16 protein-coding genes are annotated in these 18,501 nt (G+C 70.6%); 9 read left to right on the top strand and 7 right to left on the bottom strand.

From position 1 onward, the window contains the following. Position 1: 1 nt before the first annotated feature. The 4 genes from ABZ833_RS10125 (at position 2) to ABZ833_RS10110 (ending at position 5,072) form a co-directional block, all read left to right on the top strand. Positions 2-1,813: an AMP-dependent synthetase/ligase gene (locus ABZ833_RS10125; RefSeq protein ID WP_361043695.1), complete on the top strand. Its 1,812-nt coding sequence runs from the start codon at positions 2-4 to the stop codon at positions 1,811-1,813. 226 nt (positions 1,814-2,039) lie between these two features. Next, positions 2,040-3,497, top strand: coding sequence for an amino acid permease (locus ABZ833_RS10120; protein ID WP_249586494.1), 1,458 nt, complete (start codon positions 2,040-2,042; stop codon positions 3,495-3,497). A 164-nt stretch (positions 3,498-3,661) separates the two neighbouring features. Beyond that, positions 3,662-4,141 carry a hypothetical protein gene (locus tag ABZ833_RS10115; RefSeq protein WP_361043691.1) on the top strand — a complete coding sequence of 160 codons (480 nt, stop codon included), beginning with the start codon at positions 3,662-3,664 and terminating at the stop codon, positions 4,139-4,141. A 79-nt stretch (positions 4,142-4,220) separates the two neighbouring features. After that, on the top strand, positions 4,221-5,072 hold the full coding sequence (locus ABZ833_RS10110) for an alpha/beta hydrolase (RefSeq protein ID WP_361043688.1): 852 nt from the start codon (positions 4,221-4,223) through the stop codon (positions 5,070-5,072). On the opposite strand, the gene ABZ833_RS10105 is transcribed toward ABZ833_RS10110, so the two are convergent. After that, the gene (locus ABZ833_RS10105; protein WP_361043685.1) at positions 5,060-6,214 is read right to left on the bottom strand and encodes an acyl-CoA dehydrogenase family protein; all 1,155 of its coding nucleotides are present in this window, start codon (positions 6,212-6,214) and stop codon (positions 5,060-5,062) included. The genes ABZ833_RS10110 and ABZ833_RS10105 overlap by 13 nt on opposite strands. A 113-nt stretch (positions 6,215-6,327) precedes the next feature. Here ABZ833_RS10105 and ABZ833_RS10100 point away from each other — a divergent pair, with 113 nt between their 5' ends. Next, complete coding sequence (locus tag ABZ833_RS10100) at positions 6,328-6,939, top strand: TetR family transcriptional regulator (RefSeq protein WP_361043682.1); 612 nt, start codon at positions 6,328-6,330, stop codon at positions 6,937-6,939. Positions 6,940-6,967: 28 nt separating this feature from the next. On the opposite strand, the gene ABZ833_RS10095 is transcribed toward ABZ833_RS10100, so the two are convergent. From ABZ833_RS10095 to ABZ833_RS10075, 5 genes are all read right to left on the bottom strand, one after another. Next, positions 6,968-8,428, bottom strand: coding sequence for an aldehyde dehydrogenase family protein (locus ABZ833_RS10095; protein ID WP_361043679.1), 1,461 nt, complete (start codon positions 8,426-8,428; stop codon positions 6,968-6,970). A gap of 3 nt (positions 8,429-8,431) precedes the next feature. After that, positions 8,432-9,319, bottom strand: coding sequence for an oxygenase MpaB family protein (locus tag ABZ833_RS10090; RefSeq protein ID WP_361043675.1), 888 nt, complete (start codon positions 9,317-9,319; stop codon positions 8,432-8,434). A gap of 10 nt (positions 9,320-9,329) precedes the next feature. Next, positions 9,330-10,019 (bottom strand): hypothetical protein, encoded by a 690-nt coding sequence (locus ABZ833_RS10085; protein WP_361043673.1) that lies wholly within the window; start codon positions 10,017-10,019, stop codon positions 9,330-9,332. 18 nt (positions 10,020-10,037) lie between these two features. Next, positions 10,038-10,850, bottom strand: a complete 813-nt coding sequence (locus ABZ833_RS10080; RefSeq protein WP_361043670.1) for a DUF6114 domain-containing protein — start codon at positions 10,848-10,850, stop codon at positions 10,038-10,040. Positions 10,851-10,913: 63 nt separating this feature from the next. After that, positions 10,914-11,534, bottom strand: a complete 621-nt coding sequence (locus ABZ833_RS10075; RefSeq protein WP_361043668.1) for a DUF6230 family protein — start codon at positions 11,532-11,534, stop codon at positions 10,914-10,916. Between the two features lie 103 nt (positions 11,535-11,637). On the opposite strand from ABZ833_RS10075, the gene ABZ833_RS10070 reads away from it, so the two are divergent. Continuing rightward, complete coding sequence (locus ABZ833_RS10070; protein WP_361043666.1) at positions 11,638-12,507, top strand: oxygenase MpaB family protein; 870 nt, start codon at positions 11,638-11,640, stop codon at positions 12,505-12,507. Then, complete coding sequence (locus ABZ833_RS10065) at positions 12,507-13,361, top strand: oxygenase MpaB family protein (RefSeq protein WP_361043664.1); 855 nt, start codon at positions 12,507-12,509, stop codon at positions 13,359-13,361. The genes ABZ833_RS10070 and ABZ833_RS10065 overlap by 1 nt, the downstream gene beginning before the upstream one ends. Before the next feature lie 57 nt (positions 13,362-13,418). Here ABZ833_RS10065 and ABZ833_RS10060 read toward each other — a convergent pair whose 3' ends face one another. Then, a complete protein-coding gene (locus tag ABZ833_RS10060; RefSeq protein WP_361043662.1) occupies positions 13,419-14,951 on the bottom strand; it encodes a M1 family metallopeptidase in 1,533 nt (510 codons plus the stop codon). A gap of 194 nt (positions 14,952-15,145) precedes the next feature. Between ABZ833_RS10060 and ABZ833_RS10055 the strand changes: the two genes are divergently transcribed. Beyond that, complete coding sequence (locus ABZ833_RS10055; protein ID WP_361043660.1) at positions 15,146-17,107, top strand: Xaa-Pro dipeptidyl-peptidase; 1,962 nt, start codon at positions 15,146-15,148, stop codon at positions 17,105-17,107. Then, complete coding sequence (locus ABZ833_RS10050) at positions 17,104-18,402, top strand: M14 family metallocarboxypeptidase (protein WP_361043657.1); 1,299 nt, start codon at positions 17,104-17,106, stop codon at positions 18,400-18,402. The genes ABZ833_RS10055 and ABZ833_RS10050 overlap by 4 nt, the downstream gene beginning before the upstream one ends. Positions 18,403-18,501: the final 99 nt, after the last annotated feature.

Here is an 18,501-nt window from a genome sequence, read left to right as displayed (position 1 = left end):
CATGACCACGATCCTGCGACTCCCCGGGGAACCCGCCGACATCACGCTGCCGGCCCTGCTGCTCCGCAACGCCGAGGACCACGGCGACCGCCCCGCACTCTCCTGGCGTGCCACCCCCGAAGGGGAGTGGACGACGCTGACCTGGCGCGAGGCGCGCCGCAAGGTCGCCGTCCTGGCCGCCGGATACGCGGCGCTCGGCGTGCGGCGCGGCGAGCACGTCCTGATGATGATGGGCAACCGTCCCGAACACTGGCTGAGCGATCTCGCCCTCGTGCACCTCGGCGCGGTTCCCGTCACCGTGTACAACACATCGGCCCCCGAACAGATCGCGCACATCGCCCGGCACAGCCGCGCCCGCTTCGCGATCGTCGAGGGCACCCGCGAGCTGGCCCGGTGGGAGCCCCTCCTGACGGACGACACGGCTCCGCTGGAGCGCCTGGTGGTCGTCGAGGCGGCCGAGGCGGGCCCGCACCGCACGTACGGCTCCCTGTACGCCACGGGGGGCCGGCTGTCCGACCCGGACGCCTTCGAGAAGGGCTGGCGCGAGTCGCGGGCCGACGATCCGCTGACCGTCGTCTACACCTCGGGCACCACCGGTGACCCCAAGGGCGTCCGCATCACGCACCGCAACGTCGTCCTCAACGCCGTCGCCCTGGACGCCGTCGTCGAGCTGCCCGACTTCGTGGAGCACATCAGCTACCTCCCCTTCGCCCATGTCGCGGAGCGCATGCTCGGCATCTACCTGCCGGTGTTCCGCGTCTCGCACGTGCACCTGTGCGCGGATCCGAACGCCGTCGCCGCGACCGCGCGCGAGCTGCACCCCGCGCAGTTCTTCGGGGTCCCGCGCGTGTGGGAGAAGCTGGCCGCGTCCGTACGGGCCGCGCTCGCCGGGCTGCCCCAGGAGCAGCAGGAGTCGATCGAGACGGCGAACGAGGCGGTACGCGCGCGCGTGGCGTACGTGGAACGCGGTGAGGAAGCCCCGGCCGACATCGAGACGGCGTACCGCGAGGCCAAGCAGAACGTCCTCGATCCGCTGCTCTCCCTGGCCGGGTTCGACCGCCTGGTGTGGACGGCGAGCGCGGCGGCGTCGATGCCGATGGACATCGTGCGCTTCTGGTCGGGCTTCGGCCTCGTGATCATGGACGCGTGGGGCCTGACGGAGACGACCGGGGTCGTCACCATCAACACCCCGGCCGGCTTCCGGCTCGGCTCGGTGGGCAAGCCCCTGGAGGGCCTGGAGATCCGCACCGACGACGACGGCGAGATCCTGGTGCGCGGCGCGACCGTCTTCGACGGCTATCTGCTCCCCGACGGCGGTGTCGCGTCAGCCTGCGACGCGGACGGCTGGTTCCCCACCGGCGACGTCGGGCGCATCGACGAGGACGGCTACCTCTGGCTCACGGACCGCAAGAAGGAACTGATCGTGACCTCGACGGGCAAGAACGTCTCGCCTGCGCTCGTCGAGAACACCCTCAAGGAGCACCCCCTCATAGGCCAGGCCCTCGTCCACGGCGACGGCCGTTCCTATCTGGTGGCGCTGCTCGTCCTGGACGCCGAAATGGCTCCGGCGTGGGCCGCGGCGCGGGGGATCACGGGCGACCTGATGGAGAGCGAGGCCGTGCGGGAAGAGGTCGCGCGGGCCGTCGAGGCGGCCAACGCGCGCCTCAACCGCACCGAGCAGATCAAGCGGTACCGGCTCCTCGGCGAGGAGTGGGGCCCCGAGACAGGGGAGCTGACGCCGTCCCTGAAGCTGCGCCGCCGGGTCATCAGGGAGAAGTACGAGGACGCCATCAGCGCGCTCTACGCGCCGTGACCCACGGGCCGTGCACCCGCTGATCCATACGCTGTACACCCGGCGATCAGCGGGTGTACACCCCCTGCCCACCATGTGAGAAGTGCCGCTATGTGACGTGCGCCACCGCATGCCGGGCGATCCCTGGGGGAAGGTGTCGCGTCGGTCCACGCACGTCAGGGGTGTCGTGGACCGGAGCACATCCGGACACCGGAGTTTTCCGGGCACCAGAGAGTAGACCCCCCACGTGAGCAAGGAAGCCGTAGACACGGCCGCTGCGGACGCATCCCGCACAGATGCGTCCCAGGCCCCCGCGGACGCGGGCGACGCCGGTTACAGCAAGGACCTCAAGGCCCGTCACGTCAACATGATCGCCATCGGTGGCGCGATCGGAACTGGACTCTTTCTCGGTGCGGGCGGCCGCCTGCACTCCGCGGGCCCCGCGCTCGCCGTCGCGTACCTCGTGTGCGGCATCTTCGCCTTCTTCGTCGTCCGCGCCCTCGGCGAGATGGTCATCTACCGGCCCTCGTCGGGTTCGTTCGTCAGTTACGCGCGTGAGTTCCTCGGCGAGAAGGGCGCCTACGTCGCCGGCTGGATGTACTTCGTCAACTGGTCGACCACCGGCATCGCCGACATCACGGCCATCGCGCTGTACACGCACTACTGGAGCTTCTTCACCGACATCCCCCAGTGGGTGCTCGCGCTGATCGCCCTCGCCGTCGTCCTCGTGATCAACCTGATCTCGGTGAAGTACTTCGGCGAGATGGAGTTCTGGTTCGCGATCGTCAAGGTCGCGGCCCTGATCGCCTTCATGCTGATCGGCATCTTCCTGCTGGTCACCCAGCACGACGTCGGCGGCCAGACGCCGGGCCTGAGCGTGATCACCGACAACGGCGGCTTCCTGCCGCACGGCATCATGCCGGTCGTGATCGTCATGCAGGGCGTCGTCTTCGCGTACGCCTCGCTGGAGCTGGTCGGCGTCGCGGCGGGCGAGACCGCCGACCCGCAGAAGGTCGTCCCGCGCGCGGTGAACTCCATCATGTGGCGCGTGGGCCTCTTCTACGTCGGCTCGGTCATCCTGCTCGCGCTGCTCCTGCCCGGGTCGGTGTACTCGGCGGACCAGAGCCCGTTCGTGACGGTCCTGTCCAAGATCGGCGTCCCGGCGGCCGGTGACGTGATGAACCTGGTGGTCCTCACGGCGGCGCTGTCGTCGCTCAACTCGGGCCTGTACTCCACGGGCCGCATCCTGCGCTCGATGGCGATGGCCGGTTCGGCGCCGAAGTTCACCGCCAGGATGAACAAGAGCCAGGTCCCCTACGGCGGCATCCTGCTCACCTCCGCGGTGTGCGTGCTCGGCGTCGGCCTGAACTTCCTCATGCCGAGCCAGGCCTTCGAGATCGTCCTGAACGTGGCGTCCCTCGGCATCATCAGCACCTGGGTGATCATCATGATCTGTCACCTGGCGTTCGTCCGGCGTGCCAAGGAGGGCCTGATCAGCCGGCCCAGCTTCCGGCTCCCCGGCAGCCCGGTCACGGAGATCGTCACGATCGCCTTCCTGCTGGCCGTGCTCGGCCTGATGTGGAAGGACCCCGAGATCGGCCGCAAGACGCTCTACCTCATCCCGATCATCGGGGCCGCACTGGTCGCCGGCTGGTACGGAATTCGCCGCAGGGTGGACCGCGAGGCCGCGAGTCTCATGAAGTAGCCGAGCAGTACCTGAAGCGACGGCCCGAAACGGTGGCGTCACCCCGGAGACCACATGTCGCCGGGGTGGCGCCACCGCTTCGTTGGGCCGGAACGTGGCAGGTATCACTCAACTGCCGTGCAGATGCGCGTTGTTGCGCACTGATGAGCGGGTAGGTCGACGGCATGCAGCTCATTCCCATGCCGCTAGGGCCGATCAATCCGGAAGTCGAGCACCTCGCTGTCGGAGCCGTGCTGTTCGGCTCCCTCTACCTCTTCATCAGGCGCATGATCCTCCGCGTCAACCGTGTGCTCGAAGTGCGCGCCACGATCCTCGAAGGGGTCACCGGGGGACCGGCGGCGGAACTGCGGCGCGAGGCCGAGCGCATACGGGCCGATCAGGAGGCGACGCTGGCCGAGGCCCGGCACGAGGCCGCACTGGTGCGGCAGCGGGCCCGGGAGGAAGGCGCGGCCCTGATCGCCGCCGCCCGTGCGGACGGCGCCCGCGAACGCGACGAGGTGCTGACGAGCGGCAAGGCCGCGATCGAGGCCGAGCGCGCGGCGGCGGATGCCGAGCTGCGGGGCCATGTCTCACAGCTTGCCTCCGGCCTCGCGAGCAGGATCGTGGGGGAGCCGGTCGCGGCGGGGACGGGTTCCGGCCGCTAGAGGGACGCATTCGGGTCCCACCGGGGGCGTGCGACCCACCGGTCTGGCGTCCGGGGCGGCGTCACGGCAGGCTCGCACCATGGAACTCATGGTGCCGGTCAAGGACGGCGAGCTCTGGGCGCACGACTCGGGAGAGCCGGGAGGCGCGAGTGGATCGGGCGGTGACGCGCCGCCGCTGGTGCTGCTGCACCCGGGAGTCGCGGACTCCCGCGTCTGGGACGGGATCCTGCCGCGCCTCACGCAGGAGCGCCGGGTCATCCGCTACGACGCGCGGGGGTACGGCAGGTCTCCCGCCCCCACCGCGCCGTTCTCGCTCGTCGAGGACCTGACCGCGGTCCTCGACCACTTCGACGTCGCGCGGGCGTTCCTCGTCGGATCGAGCATGGGCGGCACCACGGCCATCGGCCTCGCGCTCGCCGACCCCGGCCGGGTGGCCGGGCTCGCCCTGCTGGTCCCCGGGATCACCGGCAACCCGGACTTCCTCATGGAGGAGTTCACGGCCGAGGTGGGCCGGCTCGCTCAGGCGGGCGACATGGACGGCATCGTGGCCCTGGTGAAGCGCACGTCGGCCGCCGCGGGGACCGGGGACGACGCCGAAGTGCAGGCGCTCATCGAGGCGGTGATCCCGTCCTGGTTCGCCGTCCACCCCCACCAGGTGCCCGACCCGCCCGCCTTCGGCCGGCTCGGCGAGCTCGACGTGCCGTGCGTGCTCGCGCTGGGGGAGCAGGACGACCCCGAGGTGGTCCGCTGCAACGAGGAGATGGCGGCACGCATCCCGGGCTGCCGCCTCGTGCGGCTGCGGGACAGCGACCACTTCCCGACCCTGCGCGAGCCGGACGCGGTCGTGGACATCGTCAGGGAGGCGTACGCGGCCGTGCGACAGGCGGGGCAGCAGGGTCAGGGATCACCCGGCGGCTCTCACAGGCCGTAGCTCTTGCCGATGATGTCCCGCTGGATCTCACTGGTGCCGCCGTACACCGTCGACACCACCGCGGCCCGCAGATGCCGCTCCATGTCGTACTCGGTCGCGTAGCCGTAACCGCCCATCATCTGCATGCCCTCCAGCGCCGCACGCTTCGCCGTCTCGGTGGCCTTCAGCTTGGCCATCGAGGCCTCGCGCGGGAAGAGGCGCTCCGGCTCGGCGTCGCACCGCGCCGCCACGTCGAAGACGAGCAGCCGCGCGCACTCGATCTCCGTCGCCAGATCCGCGATCCGGTGCCGCAGCGCCTGGAACGAGCCGACCGGACGCCCGAACTGCTCGCGCCCGCGCACATACGTGAGCGTGTCGTCGAGGATCCGTTCCGCGAGGCCCAGCATGTTCGCCGCCAGGAAGAGCCGCTCCGCGTTGAGCCCCGCCATCAGCTGCGGCCACGCCTTGCCCTCGACGCCCACCACCGCGTCCGCGGGCAGCCGTACGTCCGTGAAGTAGACGTCGTTGACCTCGCGGCCGCCCATCGTGGAGATGCCCCGGATCTCGATCCCCGGTGTGTCCACGGGGACATGGAACATCGTCAGGCCCTCGTGCTTGGGCCCGCTCGCGTCCGTGCGCGCGACCAGGAGGATGTACGACGCCAGATGCGCGTTGGAGATCCAGGTCTTGTGCCCGTTGATCAACCACCCGCCGGCGCCCGAGTCGTCGGCCCGTTCCGCCCGGCACCGCAGCGCCGCCACATCCGATCCGGCCTCCGGCTCCGACATCGCGACCGAGAGGACCTGCCCTGCGACGGCTCCGCCCACCGCCGCCTTCTTCTGCGCGGCCGAGCCGAACCTTTCGTATGCCTTCGCCGTGATCACGGACGTGACGAAGCCGCCCGCGGGGACCAGGCCGCGCGCCGTCTCGCGCAGGAAGAGGCAGGCGTCCGTCATGCCGCCGCCCGACCCGCCGTACTCCTCGGGCAGGCACACTCCCAGCCAGCCCAGGCCGGCCAGCTTCGCGTAGAGGGCGGGGGAGTGCGGGCCGCCGGACGCGGCGGTCAGGGCGTCGCGCTGCTCCCGCGTGCCGCACTCGCGCTGCGCGAAATCGCGGAGCGCCGCGGTGAAGTCGAGCTGCTCCGAGCTGAGCCTCTGCGTCATGAAACCCTCCTGGACTGGGCGTAGTTACAAAGAGATTGAGTTAGTGTCTGTGTAGCCACGGCGAGTTGGTGTGATGGCTGTGGTTGAGTGCGTGGGGACGACGGGGAGGGCTCATGGATTCGATGATGGAGCGCGCGCTGGACGCGGCGCCGCCGCCCGACGCCCTGACCGAGCAGATACTCGACGCGGCGCGCGAGCAGTTCATGACGTTCGGCCTGCGCCGCTCGACCGTCGACGACGTCGCCAAGCGCGCCAAGGTCTCGCGCGTCACCGTGTACCGCCGCATCGGAAACAAGGAAGCGCTCGTCTCCGCCTGCCTGCTGCGCGAGTACCGCCGGTTCGTGGTTGAGGTGGACGAGGCCGTCGCCACGCTCCCGACGATGGAGGACCGCATCGTCGAGGGCTTCGTGGTGGTCCTGCGGCACATACGCGAACACCCGCTCATCGGCGGCCTGATGCGCCTCGAACCGGAGACGATGCTGCCGTTCCTGACCCTGGAGAGCGGCCCCGCGTTCCTCGCGATGCGCGGATATCTCACGGACCGGCTGCGCCGCGCACAGCGCGCCGAGGGGAAGGAGGAGGGTGATCCGACGCCGGTGGCCGAGCTGATGGTGCGGATCACGGTCTCCTTCCTGCTCAATCCGGTGAGCTGCTTCGAGCTCGAAGACGACGACCACGTACGGGACTTCGCCCGCCGCTACCTGGTCCCCCTGCTCGGCAGGTAGGCATGTGGGCATCTGCGTGAGCTGAGTGCTAGAACCGGGCGTGCAGCCTGCGGCCCAGCTCCACCGCCCGTGCCGTCTTCTCCCGCGCCGTCGCGAACGACGTGAGATCCGCGTACGGCGCGAACCGCTTCACCGTGACCGACCGCGGCACCGCGAACGCCCGCAGCCCCTCGGCGCCGTGGATCCGCCCGTACCCCGATTCCCCGGTGCCGCCGAACGGCAGCGCGGGCACGGCGGCGAACCCGAGCACCGAACCCACCGCCACCGCACCGGAGTTGAGCCGACCCGCCACGTCGAGACCGGACCGCCGCGACCCGGTGAAGACGGCCGCGCCCAGCGCGTACGCCGACGCGTTGGCCCGCCGCACCGCCTCGTCCAGATCCCGCACCCGGTTCACCGCGACCACGGGTCCGAAGGTCTCCTCGGTCATCGCGGGCGAGTCCTCGGGCACGTCCACCAGGACCACCGGATGTACATAGGGCCCGCGCACGGACTCGGGGCCGCCCAGCGGCGCCCGTGCCCCTGCGGCCAGCGCCTCCTTCATGTGGCGCTCCACCACGCCGAGTTGGGAAGGCAGCGTCATCGGCCCGTACGTGGTCCCGGCGTCCAGCGACCGCGCCCGCTCGACGATCAGCGCGCACAGCCTCTCGTGCACGGACTCGACCGCGTACACCCGCTCCACGCCCGCGCAGGTCTGCCCCGCGTTGGCCATCGCGCCCCACACCACCGCGTCCGCGGCCGCCGTCAGGTCGGCGTCCGCGCCCACGAGCACGGCGTCCTTGCCCCCGCACTCCGCGAGGAGCGGCGTCAGCGACCGCGCGCACACCTCCGCCACCTTCCGCGCCGTCCCCGGCGACCCGGTGAACGCGACCTTGTCGACCCCGGCCTCCGCGAGCGCCTGCCCGGTGGACCCGGGCCCGGTCACCGTCTGGAGCAGCCCCGCACAGTCCGGAACGGCGTCGTCGAAGCTCTCCGCGAGGAACACCCCGGTGCCCGGCGTCAGTTCGGACGGCTTGAAGAGGACCGCGTTGCCCGCGGCGAGCGCGTAGCCGATCGAACCCATGGGGGTGTAGACGGGGTAGTTCCAGGGTCCGATCACTCCGACCACGCCAAGCGGCCGGTAGCCGAGCAGCGCCCGCTGATGCACGGAGAGCAGCCCCGACGGCACCCGGCGCGCCCGCAGTACCCCACGGGCATGGCGCGCCGCCCAGTCCAGGTGGACCAGGGCGAGCAGCACTTCGGCGCGCGCGTCGTGCGCGGGCTTGCCCGTCTCGGCGGCCACCGTCCCGGCGAGCTCGTCCATCCGCCCGGCGAGCGAGCGCTTCCACGTGAGCAGCCGCGAGCGGCGTCCCGCCCAGCCGAGCCCGGCCCATACGGCGGCGGCACCCCGGCCGCGCAGGACCGCGTGCGCGATGTCGTCGGCGCCGTGCACCGGATGCTCGCCGACCGGCTCTCCGGTGGCGGGGGAACGTACGACGAAAGTGGTCATCAGTCAGCGCTCCAGGGGTACTTCGTCGGGCAGCGGCCGCACCGGGCGGCCCTGCGCCCAGTGCGGACCCAGGTCGTCGAGGGTGTAACCGAAGGGATACGACCGGGGTTTGGGAAGAGCGGGCCGGCGGTCCGGCCGCGCGGGGAGCAGACGCACGAAGGCCGAGCGGGCCCGGACGGCGCGCTCGGCCGCGGCCCGCACCCAGCGCGGCTGCGACCGGAACCCCAGTGCGCGCAGCAGGGGTTCGTCGAGCAGGGCGAGGGAGAGCCGCGCCACCCAGGGGCGTGCGGCACGCGGATACCAGGACGCCATCACGCGGAACGTGGCGTTGGCGACCCGGCGGTTGGCCGGATCGTAGGCGAACATCTGAGCTTCGTAGTCGTCGAGGAGCTTCTCGAATCCGGCGTACGTCGTCGGGGAGCCGTCGATGTCCATCATCCGCGCCATCTTGTGGCCGACGAGGGCGAGGGCCTCGGCCTCGTTGGCGCACAGGGTCCGCCAGCCGAAGCGGTCGATCCAGCGCTTGGGACCGACGACGGTGGTGGCGAGGACGTACAGGAAGTCCTCGTTGGGGATCTGGTACTTGCCGTGGATGCGGTTGAGGTGGCGGGCGGCGGCCCGGCCGCGCTCGGAGTCGAAGCCGTCCTGCGCCATCTCGAAGCCGAACAGGACGGTGTCGTCGTAGCGCTTCTGGCCTGCCTTCTCGAACTCCTGGGTACGGTCGAGGAGTTGGGATATGCGGGGCACGCCGTAGTCGCGCAGGAACGCGATGCTCACACCTTGCGCGTAGTCCCAGGGGAACTCGTACTGCGAGACGAGCTTGTGGATGTGTGCGTAGTCGCGGGCGGGATCCATGCGGCGGATCTCGCGCAGTCGGCTGTAGCGGCCCATGGACGCTCTCCTATCGGCGTGGCGAGCTGCTGAGTACGGTGTAGCGGACGTCGGCGGCGTCCACGAGTACCTGACCGGCCGTCACCGGCTCCAGGGTGAGCTCCGGAAGCTGGACGGCGACCGGCAGATTGGCCGGGATGACGTCGGCGCCGATGCAGATCTGCGGGGTCTTGACCTTCAGGAACGGGATCTCGACGGCGCCCTTCAGGTAGGTCGCGTAGACATCGACGTCGCGGATGTCGAGCTGCACGTCGAGGACGTGCGTCGACCCGTCGGGCCCCTTGACCTCGAAGTGGTAGTCGCGGGCGACGATGCGCTGCGCGTGCACCCACAGCACCTTGACGCGGCCGCCGCCGACGGTCGGCAGATAGGTCGAGCCGTGGATGATCGCGTCCGTGGCGGCGAGCCGGGCCGCGCTCACCGTGGGGTGGTAAGGGCTGACGGGGTACGTGGCGCGGCCCGGTCCCGGGTGGTCGCCGACGACGAGCGGGGGCTTGAGGGCGGTGAGGTCGCCGGGTTCGCCGATCTCACCGGGCTCGGCGGACTCGGCGGACTCGGAAGGGGGCCTGCCGTTGGGCGGGGGGTTGTCGGCGCCGCCGGTGTCGATGCCGGTGAGGCAGGGGAGGGAGACCTTGGCGGGGGCGTCGCGGGGGTCTCCGTCGGCTCGGCGGTCCTCGGAGGGCGCGTCTTCCGAGGGCACGTCTTCGCGGGGCGGGGCCTAGCGGGGCGGGTCCTTCGCGTCGGGCTCGTCCGGCTGCTCCCGCCGGGGATCGGGCTCGGTGCCGGTGCCGGTGCCGGTGTCGTCCGGGCATTCCCCCGCCTCCCACGGCAGCTGTACGTCGGGCAGTCCGAGCCCGAGCCCGTCCAGCGGCCAGGGCAGGGGCGCGGACCCGGCAGGCTCGGGACAGTTCTCCGCGGCCCTGCTGGTGCCGGGCACGCCGATGAGGAATCCGGCGGTGAGCGCGAGAGAGAGGGCCACGCCCGTCCCGCGCCGCACGGCGGCCACGGGACGCCGCCGGACGCGGCCCTCACGTGCTTTTGGGCGCAAGCCCTCCGCACCGGCTCCGGGTGCCCCCGGAGCCGGATCGCACGCGTTGCCGGGCGTTCGAGCATGCGGCAGCCAGCCGAACGCCATCGACGAGCCGAGGAGGCCGAGTCCCACGCCGATCCCGAACCCGCCCAGGTTCGTCGTCGCGAGCGACACCAGCGAGGCGATCGCCGTCACCACCGACACGAACATCCGCTGCGCGGGTGCGAACACGAAGAAGAGACCGCCCGCGACGAGGACGAGCCCCACCCCGATCGCGGACATCGCGCCGATGCCGACCTTGAGCATCAGGGGCAGCGGCGCGAGCGGCAGAAAGATCATCTCCAGGCCGCCGAGCCCGGTCCACACGCCCGCCCAGAACGGTCTGCGCCGGCGCCAGGACCGCAGCGTCCTGCGCAGCCTGGGCGCCGGAAGCAGCCGGTCGAGCCATGCCCCGGTCTCCTTGGCCAGCTCGGCCCCAAAGCCGAGCACCAGTCCGATCACGATGCGCACGTCCTCTCGGCGGCACGCTCCGCCGTCACGTCAGGAGTCCGTTGTGACGGCATGTCAGTAGCACTCCTTGCCGTCGCGGCTCAGCTGGATGCTGACCTTGTCGAGGGTGAGTGAGCCGCCGTTGGACGCCCAGGCCGTGGACCGCACGTCACGGGCGACCGCGCCCGAGGCCTGCACGCCGAACAGCCCCTTGGGGCCCTGGACGCCCGGCGCCTCGTCGAGCGTCGAGGCGTCACGCCCCGCCTGGACGCCGGTGACGCGGCCGCCGCCGCTGGTGAGCGCGTCGGCGTTGACGACGAGGTTCTCGCCCTTGATCGGCTTGCCGTCACCGGACCTGACGATCATCGAGACCTCGCCGACCAGCGGCAGCTTCTGCTTCATCGACAGGCACACGCCCTTGGCGGTGCCGCTCTTGATCCCGGCGAGCAGCACCGCGTGCCCCTTGCCGTCCGAACTGCTCAGCGAGGAAGGGAAGCTGGAGATCCCGCGCCCGGTGATCTCCTCGGCGGAGACCTTGAAGTTCTTGCCCGACACCGCGAAGGAGGCCGCCATGGCGCCCTGCGCCAGGGCGATCACGACCGCGCCGACCGCCGCGACGCCGGGCACGAACATCAGGGCCGATCTCTTCCAGTGCGTACGCCCTTCGGGACTCAACTCGCCGTCACCTAAAGCCATTTGACGACCCCTCTCATCCGATGAGTCAAAGTTACAAGGACTATTGACTTGTTTCATCGATGGCGTCAACACTGCTGACGCAGATTCGACGGAGGGAGTCGTGATGAGCGACATACGGGCGCCACGGCGCGGCGGCGCCGCCTGGCGCTACTTCGGAGACACCCGGAACTTTCTGATCTCGCCCCAACTGCTGCTGCTCCAGGTCGCCCACCCGGTCGTCGGCGCGGGCGTCGAGCAGCACTCCGACTTCCGCGCCGAACCGTGGCAGCGCCTGTGGCGCACGGTCTCCTCGCTCAGCACGGTGATCTACGGCGGACAGGCCGCGGCCACGGCGGAGGCGGACCGGATCCGCGCGATGCACGAGCACCTCAAGGGCGTCGACGATCAGGGGCGCCGCTACCACGCCCTCAACCCGGAGGCGTACCACTGGGTGCACGCGACGCTCGTGCGCGGCGGGTACGACGGCCACCGGATCTTCGGCAGAGGTCTCTCGGCGGCCGACACCGAGGCGTACTACCAGGAGATGCGGGACGTGGGGCGCGTATGGGGCCTCAAGGACCACCATCTGCCGCCGGACTGGGAGGCGTTCTGCGCGTACTACGACGAGATGGTGCGCGAGCGCCTTGAGCTGAACCAGTCGGTGCGTGACGTGCTCGACGAGCTGGCGCGCCCGCAGAAGCCGCCGGTGCGGTGGATCCCGTCCCTGCTCTGGCGGCCCTTCGCGGCACTGTCGGCGCACTACGCGCTGCTCGTGAACGTGGGCACGCTGCCGCCGGTGCTCCGCGAGCGGCTCGGCCTGGCCTGGACCCCTCGCCAGGAGCGCGCGCTGCGCCGCGTCGCACGGCTCGTACGGATCGCGATGGCGCTGGTGCCGCCGCCCCTGCGGATCGCGTTGACCATGGCCGTCGCATACTGGAACACACACAAACCGGGCACCGACCGGCGGGCCCGCCGACCCCTGGGAGCCGTGTGATGCCAAGCCGCAGCCAGGCTCCCGAGCTGCCACCGCCCGGCGGGATCCTGTGGGACATCGCGGGCGACGTCCGCGCCCTGCTCGCCCTGCCCGCCGCCCTGACGATGCAGGTCGCGCACCCCGCGGTGGGCGCCGGCGTCGACACGTACTCCGTCTTCCGCACCGACCCGTGGGGGCGCGGCGAGCGGTCGCTGCGGTCGCTGCAGACCTGGGTGTACGGCGGCGAGAGCGCGGCCGAGGAGGGCCGCAGGCTGCGCGCCCTGCACAAGGACATCCGGGGCACGGACGCGCACGGCCGCGACTACCACGCGCTGACGCCCGCCTACTACGCGTGGGTCCACGCCACCGGGTTCCCCGTCTACCACCACGCCCAGAAGTACCTGGGCCGCCCCTTCACCGAGGCGCAGGAGCGGCAGCTGTACGCGGAGTGGCTCCAGGTCGGCCGGATCCTCGGCATCCACGACCGGGACATGCCGCAGACGGTCGAGGAGTTCTGGCCGTACTACGCGAAGATCCTGGCCGACGAGCTGGAGGAGACGGAGGTCGTCCGCGACCTCGTCGCCACGGACCGCCCGGTCCCGCCACCGGACCGCGGCCCCTACCTGCTCCGGGTGACCCTGCGCATCCTGTGGCCCCTGCTTCTGCCGCCCCTGGCCCGCTTCCGCCGCTTCATCACGATCGGCCTGATGCCACCGGACGCGAGGTCGGCCATAGGCCTGCCGTGGACGGACACCCAGGAGCGGAGGCTGCGCCGCTTCGGCAAGGTCGTGCGCACGGTGGTCCCACGCCTGCCGGAACACCTCCGCTACCTGCCGCTGGCCCGCAAGGCCAGGGGCGCCCACCCACACGATTGACGCCGGGCAATCGGGTGGGTGGGCGGGAAACATCCGCCGCGAAGCGGCGGCTCAGTATCAGTGACCGTGGTCGTGCACACCATTCGTCGCAGCGATGGACTTCCACGACTTCGGCGCGGCAGCCGAACCCGAAGCGGAGGACCGGGCAATCCCCGCGCCCCGCGCGGCAGGAGCGTCCGGCCGGGAGGGCTGGAACAACCAGGCGTCGAACAGCGACGCCAACGGCTTCCCGGACACCTTCTCCGCGTACTTCACGAAGTCACTCACCTTCGCGTTCCCGTACGCGTGCTCCTTCGGCCACCCCTTCAAGATCGCCGAGAAGGACTTCTCGCCGATCTCGTTGCGCAGCGCCTGCAGGGCCAGCGCCCCGCGGTCGTACACAGCGATGTCGAACTGGTTCTCCGGCCCCGGGTCACCCGGCTTGACCTTCCAGAACGGGTCGTCGGCCGGGTGCTGGGCGTACACGTAGTCCGCGAGCTCCTGCGCCGTCCCCTCACCCTCCTTCTCCGACCACAGCCACTGGCTGTACCGCGCGAAGCCCTCGTTGATCCAGATGTCCTTCCAGCCGTCGACCGACACGCTGTCGCCGTACCACTGGTGGGCCAGCTCATGCACCACGACGGACACGTTGGACCCGTTCGCGAACTGCTTCGGGCTGTAGAACGGCCGCGTCTGCGTCTCCAGGGCGAAGCCGCTCGTCACGTTCGGGACGTACCCGCCGAGCGCGTTGAAGGGGTACTTGCCAAAGACCCCCTCCAGCCACTCCGCGACCTCGGTCGACCGCTCGATGCTCGCCCGCGCGGCCCCCGCGTTGTCGCCGAGGTCCTTGCTGTAGGCGTTCAGGACGGGCAGTCCGTCCGCGGTCTTGTCGGTCGTGATGTCGAACTTGCCGACGGCGAGCGTCGTCAGATAGCTGGCCTGCGGCTTGTTCGAGCGCCAGTTGAAGCGCGTCCAGCCCAGCTTCGAACTCTGCGACTGGAGCACGCCGTTGGAGATGGCCTGCGAGCCGTCCGGCACGGAGACCGAGACGTCGTACGTCGCCTTGTCGAGCGGGTGGTCGTTGGACGGGTACCACCAGGCGGCCGACTCCGGCTCCTGCGCCGCCACGCCGCCGTCCGGCGTACGGGCCCACGCGGTGAAGCCGTTGATCTTCACCTCGGACGGCTTGCCCGCGTACCGCACGACGACGGTGATCGGCGTGCCCTTGGGCAGGCCGGCCGCCGGAGTGATCTCCAGCTCCTGCTCGCCGGACTTCTTGAAGGCCGCCTTCTTGCCGTTGACGCGCACCTCGCTGACCTTCAGGCCGAGGTCGAGGTTGAAGCGGGAGAGATCCTGCGTCGTGGTGGCGTTGATGGTCGCCGTGCCTTCGAGCAGGTCGGTCTTCGGCTGGTACTTCAGCCGCAGGTCGTAGTGGGAGACGTCGTAGCCGCCGTTGCCGCTCGCCGGGTAATAGGGATCGCCGATTCCCGGGGCCCCGGGCGTGCTGTGCTCTGTGGGGGATCCCCCCACACCCCCGGCGTCGGCCGATGCCGGGATCGCCAGCAGCAGAGAGGCCGCGAGCGCGCCAGGGGCGATGAGTCTGCGGTGCACAAGAGCTCCAAGTCGTAGGGGCACTTCGGTAGATGGCTCGACCATATTGAGCCCCGGGGCCACGCGTCATGTCCATGGTCGCTGCTGTCACACGATCGCCATTCGGCCGACATGTGCCAAAACGCCCCATGAGCCTGTCGTCCGTACGTGCGGCCCTCTGTCGCGCGGGAGTTGACCGGTGTACCTTCCGCGCCATGCCGATACGTGCGCGACGCACACGCTTGATCATCAGACCACTGGTGACGGCGGCCCTGGCCGCCCTCCTGGCCACCCTCGTGAGCCCGGGAGCAGCCCAAGGGGCGCCGAGCGCCCCACGTGAGAGCAAGCCCGTCTACTCGTACGAGAGCGCGATCCGCGAGTCCGTCTGGGTCGACACGAAGATCGACGGTGACGGCGACGGGAAGTCCGACCGCGTCGCCGTCGACATCGTCCGGCCCCGTGAACCGGCCGCGCAGGGCCGGAAGATACCCGTGATCATGGACGCGAGCCCGTACTACTCCTGCTGCGGGCGCGGCAACGAGAGCCAGAAGAAGACGTACGACGCGGACGGCAACCCCGTCCAGTTCCCGCTCTACTACGACAACTACTTCGTGCCCCGCGGCTATGGATTCGTCGCCGTCGACCTCGCGGGAACGAACCGCTCCGACGGCTGCGTGGACGTGGGCGGCCGCTCCGACGTCCAGTCCGCCAAGGCCGTCGTCGACTGGCTGAACGGCCGCGCCCGCGGCTACACCACCCGCACCGGCGGCAAGGGTGCCAAGGCGTCCTGGACGAACGGCGCCACCGGCATGATCGGCAAGAGCTACGACGGCACGATTGCCAACGGCGTGGCCGCCACCGGCGTCAAGGGCCTGAAGACGATCGTCCCGATCGGTGCGATCTCCTCCTGGTACGACTACTACTTCGCCAAGGGCGCCCCGCTCTACGACAGCGGACCCGAGTGGCTCTCGGACTACGTGGAGAGCCCCGAGGCACGGGCCCGCTGCGGCGCCGTACAGCAACGGCTCGTGGACGGAGCGCCCCGCACGGGCGACTGGACCCGGCTGTGGAGCGAGCGCGACCACACCCCGGACGCGGACAAGGTGCGCGCCAGCGTCTTCGCCGTGCACGGCATGCAGGACCTGAACGTCCGGATGAAGCACTTCGGCCAGTGGTGGGACGCGCTCGCCGACGAGGGCGTCGACCGCAAGGTGTGGCTCAGCCAGACCGGCCATGTCGACCCGTTCGACTTCCGCCGCGGCGACTGGGTGCGCACCCTGCACCGCTGGTTCGACCACGAGCTCCTCGGCTACGACAACGGCATCGACCGCGAGCCGATGGCCGACATCGAGCGCGCCCCCGGGCAGTGGAGCACCGACCGCGTCTGGCCCCCGCGCACCACGGACACGGTGAAGCTGCGCCCCGGCAAGGGCACTTCACCCGGCGTCGGCACCCTGGGCACGCGCCCCGGCACCGGCAGCGAGACCTTCACCGACGACCCGAAGCTGAGCGAGACCGACTGGGCCGCGCAGATCGACACATCCACTCCCTCGAAGGCCGGGTTCATCAGCAAACCCCTGGGCCGTGACCTGCGGCTCTCCGGCTCCTCCGAGGTGACCGTCACCGCGACCCCGACGACCCGCACCGCCCACCTCTCCGCGGTCCTCGTCGATCTCGGCCCCGCCACCATCCGTGACTACGCGAGCGCGGGCGAGGGCATCACCACGCTCCCCGAACGCACCTGCTGGGGCCCGAGCACCACCGGCGACAGCTCCTGCTTCAAGGAGACGCAGGCGAAGACCGCCGACGTCGACTACACCGTGTTCAGCCGGGGCTGGGCCGACCTCGGCAACTGGGCCGACGACCACCAGGGCCGCCCCCTCACGCCGGGCAAGCCGCACACCATCACCCTCGACCTCGCCGCGAGCGACCACGTCGTACCGAAGGGGCACCGCCTCGCGCTGATCGTCGCGGGCACGGACAAGGACCTGATCGATCCCCCGGCCGACACCCCGACCCTCGCCATCGACCTGTCCCGCACATCGGCGAAGGTGCCGCTGGTCGGCGGCGCCGGAGCATTCCGCACCTCCGGGACCGTCACCCCCCGCGAATCCCGTCTCGACGGCGTGGCCCCGCCGCGTCCGTTCCGCCCCGTACCGGGAGGCAGCACTTCATGAGACCCCGCACCGGCCTCACGCCCCGCGTCCGCACCCTGGCGCTCGCCTGCGCCGCCGCCGCGCTCGCCGCACCGCTCCTGACCGTGCCCGCGCAGGCGACGCCGACCCCGCCCCGCACGGGATTCGAGGAGACCAACGGCGCACGCTGGACCAGTCAGCCCGAGGAGCAGAAGTTCCTCGCCGCGATCGACAAGTCGACCGACCGGGTCTCGGTCGCGCGCATCGGCACCACTAAGCAGGACCGGCCCGTCCAGCTGGTCCGCATCGGCGAACGCCCCACGAAGAACACCGTGTTGCTGATCTGCAGCCAGCACGGCGACGAGCCGTCGGGCCGCGACGCGTGTCTGTCGACGATCCGCGACCTGGCGTACGCGAAGGACAAGGAGACCCGGACGTTCCTCTCGCGCACCACGCTCCTCGTCGTCCCGACCGCCAACCCGGACGGCCGCGCGGCCGACACCCGCGGCAACTCCGACGGTGTCGACATCAACCGCGACCACATCTCCCTGCAGACGGCGGAGGCCCGCGCCATGGCCGCAGTCATCCGCGACCGGCAGCCGGACTCCATCTACGACCTGCACGAGTACGGGGCCACCCCCAAGTACTACGACAAGGACCTGTTCGACCTGTGGCCGCGCAACCTCAACACCGACGAGGCGGTGCACGGCGAGGCGAAGACCCTCTCGGAGGCGTATGTCAGGCCGGCCGCCAACAAGTCCGGATACACGACGGGAACGTACGGGATCTGGACCGATCCCGTGACCGGTGACCCGATCAAGCAGACCGCGGGCGACGGCCAGGAGCGCATCCTGCGCAACGTCTCCGGCATCAAGCACGCCGCGGGCCTGCTCATCGAGAGCCGTGTCGACCCGCTCACCGACGCGGAGAAGAAGGACGAGGCGCTGAACAACCGGCGCCGCGTCGAGTCCCAACTCTCCGCACTCGGCGGCCTGTTCGCCTACGCCGACGAGCGGCGCGGCCAACTGGAGGCGGCCACCGGCGCGGCCCGCCTCGAAGGGTTCCGCGACCGCGGGCCCATCTATCTCGGCGGCGCGGACAACGACCCCGCCGAGCCGTCCGAAGTGATCCAGGACCCGCCCTGCGGATACCGGCTCGACGCCGCGCAGTACGGCGGCATCAAGGATGAACTCGCCCTGCACGGAGTGAAGGTCAAGAAGGAGGGAAAGGGCGCCTACGTACCGATGAGGCAATCCGCTCGTTCGCTCGTACCGTTGCTTCTCGACGAGCGTGCTCCCTATCACCTGGTCACAGGTTCGCCCGACACCGACTGTTGAGTGGTTGATAGGTGCGTCACATGTGGTACTGGGTAGCGGACCACAGAGTTTGTACAAATGCGAAACCGTGAGAGGTGTGCTTGTGACGCAAGACCAACA

It is taken from the genome of Streptomyces sp. NPDC047525 (assembly GCF_040643025.1).
In the GTDB taxonomy this organism is placed as follows: Bacteria; Actinomycetota; Actinomycetes; order Streptomycetales; family Streptomycetaceae; genus Streptomyces; species Streptomyces durmitorensis.
The sequence above is the reverse complement of the archived record's forward strand: the minus strand, read 5'-3'. Positions and strand labels throughout refer to the sequence as shown.

Bases quoted from the DNA above. Each gene is read 5' to 3' on its own strand.
- ABZ833_RS10125 (WP_361043695.1), top strand. From the start codon at position 2: ATGACCACGATCCTGCGACTCCCCGGGGAACCCGCCGACATCACGCTG.
- ABZ833_RS10115 (WP_361043691.1), top strand. From the start codon at position 3,662: ATGCAGCTCATTCCCATGCCGCTAGGGCCGATCAATCCGGAAGTCGAG.
- ABZ833_RS10110 (WP_361043688.1), top strand. From the start codon at position 4,221: ATGGAACTCATGGTGCCGGTCAAGGACGGCGAGCTCTGGGCGCACGAC.
- ABZ833_RS10105 (WP_361043685.1), bottom strand. From the start codon at position 6,214: ATGACGCAGAGGCTCAGCTCGGAGCAGCTCGACTTCACCGCGGCGCTC.
- ABZ833_RS10100 (WP_361043682.1), top strand. From the start codon at position 6,328: ATGGATTCGATGATGGAGCGCGCGCTGGACGCGGCGCCGCCGCCCGAC.
- ABZ833_RS10095 (WP_361043679.1), bottom strand. From the start codon at position 8,428: ATGACCACTTTCGTCGTACGTTCCCCCGCCACCGGAGAGCCGGTCGGC.
- ABZ833_RS10090 (WP_361043675.1), bottom strand. From the start codon at position 9,319: ATGGGCCGCTACAGCCGACTGCGCGAGATCCGCCGCATGGATCCCGCC.
- ABZ833_RS10075 (WP_361043668.1), bottom strand. From the start codon at position 11,534: ATGGCTTTAGGTGACGGCGAGTTGAGTCCCGAAGGGCGTACGCACTGG.
- ABZ833_RS10070 (WP_361043666.1), top strand. From the start codon at position 11,638: ATGAGCGACATACGGGCGCCACGGCGCGGCGGCGCCGCCTGGCGCTAC.
- ABZ833_RS10065 (WP_361043664.1), top strand. From the start codon at position 12,507: ATGCCAAGCCGCAGCCAGGCTCCCGAGCTGCCACCGCCCGGCGGGATC.
- ABZ833_RS10055 (WP_361043660.1), top strand. From the start codon at position 15,146: ATGCCGATACGTGCGCGACGCACACGCTTGATCATCAGACCACTGGTG.
- ABZ833_RS10050 (WP_361043657.1), top strand. From the start codon at position 17,104: ATGAGACCCCGCACCGGCCTCACGCCCCGCGTCCGCACCCTGGCGCTC.